This is a genomic window from Endozoicomonas sp. SESOKO2 (genome assembly GCF_024606245.1).
Classification (GTDB): Bacteria; Pseudomonadota; Gammaproteobacteria; order Pseudomonadales; family Endozoicomonadaceae; genus Endozoicomonas_A.
Genome location: NZ_JAHHPQ010000515.1, coordinates 1 through 1609, shown reverse-complemented (window position 1 = coordinate 1609; position 1609 = coordinate 1). Strand labels below are relative to the sequence as shown.

Sequence of the window (1609 nt, the reverse complement as noted above, 5' to 3'; positions counted from 1 at the left end):
GTCAGGCCGAACCGTTGACAGAACGTTTTATTGTCGACACCAAAGACACTCCACTATGCTCCAACCCTTATTCAGGGATCTCTGTAAAAGATGTTGCCTTTGTCGGTTCGCTTTTAAAAAGCTATTGGAAACTCGACTCACCGTCGTTTAACTCTGTGGAACTTCTTGGGACCAGTCAGGACCACACGCTTACGATCACCGCTATGATGTCTGGCTCCGGACACGTCCAACAACCCAACCCGCCATCAGAATCATCCGGGCAGGAAGCCCTCCCTCAACCCATAGGCTTTTTCACTAGCCTTCTTTATTCTGATTCTGGCGGGGATAATGGAGCCCCTGAACGACAGCCACATACTTTGAGCTTGAATTGTTTCGTTCATCCCTGTCATGGGGCTTGTCAATTCCGGCAGTTTTCCGGTTCATCCGATGGCAGAGCGCCCGATCTTGAAGAAGGTTGGACAGACCACACAGCAGCGACGCCCGGACAAAGCTCATGCCCTCATTTGGCCAATAAATACTGTTTTATTTGCCACCCTGTTAACGGGGTCGCCATAGACACGATGGTTGCAGGGAAAATCAATAAAAACGTCCCTGCCGGGCAAGCCATTTGCGGCTTGATAATATTCAGGGATGATGGCCAGATGCTGGAATGTGGGAAGGTCTTCAAGAATGCAAAATCACTGTCGCGTCACAAAGGCAGCTCCCACTCTGGGCAAAAAACCTGTGATCTGACGATGGTCGGGGAGGATGGTCAACTGTATCCGTGCGGGACGGTCTGCAAGAATGCTAATGCCCTGGCGTATCACAAAGAAAGAGACCACACGGGGCAGCAAACCTGTTATGAGCACGTGGTCGAGGAGGGAGGCCAGCCGACGCCGTGCAAAAAAGTCTGCAAGAATGCTAAAGCCCTTTGGGCTCACAAAAGAAGGCACCACACAGGGGAACAAACCTGTGACGTGAACGTGATCGGGGAAGATGGTCAGTCGGGGCCATGCGGAAAAGTCTGCAAGAATGTTCAAGCCCTGTCGGATCACAAAGGTGGATACCACACTGGGCAACGAGCCTGTGACGTGACCGAGATCGGGGAAGATGGCCAGCCGTGGCCGTGCGGAAAGGTCTGCAAGAGCGGTAAAGACCTTTCGGATCACAAACGCAGAGAACACACAAGGCAAAAAATTTGTGATATGCCCGTGATCGGGAGTGATGGTCTGCAACGGCCCTGCTGGACGGTCTGCAGAAATGCCGCAGCTCTGTCCACTCACAAGAGCGGACTGCACACCGGGAAAAAGACCTGTGACGTGGCCGTAATCAGGGAGGATGGCCGGGTGCGGCCATGCGGTAAGGTCTTCAAGAATACTAACAGCCTGTCAGTTCACAAATCCATATACCACAACGAGCAACAAAGCTGTGATGTCACCGTGGTTCGGCAGAATGGTCAACCGCAGCCATGCGGTAAGGTCTACAAGAATGCTCAAGCCCTGTTGAGTCACAAAAGAATGCATAGAAAACGCAAGCCTTCTGTTGTGGATCAGAACGATGACTTTTGTCCTTGATCTGACAACCGCCCTTTCATGAGGCTTTCTTGATCTATCCTTGCTCTGTAAGAGCC

At 51.8% G+C, this 1609-nt stretch carries 1 protein-coding gene; it reads left to right on the top strand.

All coding sequences use genetic code 11. The features are described from left to right. The coding region (locus KDK17_RS12405) for a hypothetical protein (RefSeq protein WP_257288193.1) at window positions 1-1553 on the top strand (1553 nt) is incomplete at its 5' end. Window positions 1554-1609: the final 56 nt, after the last annotated feature.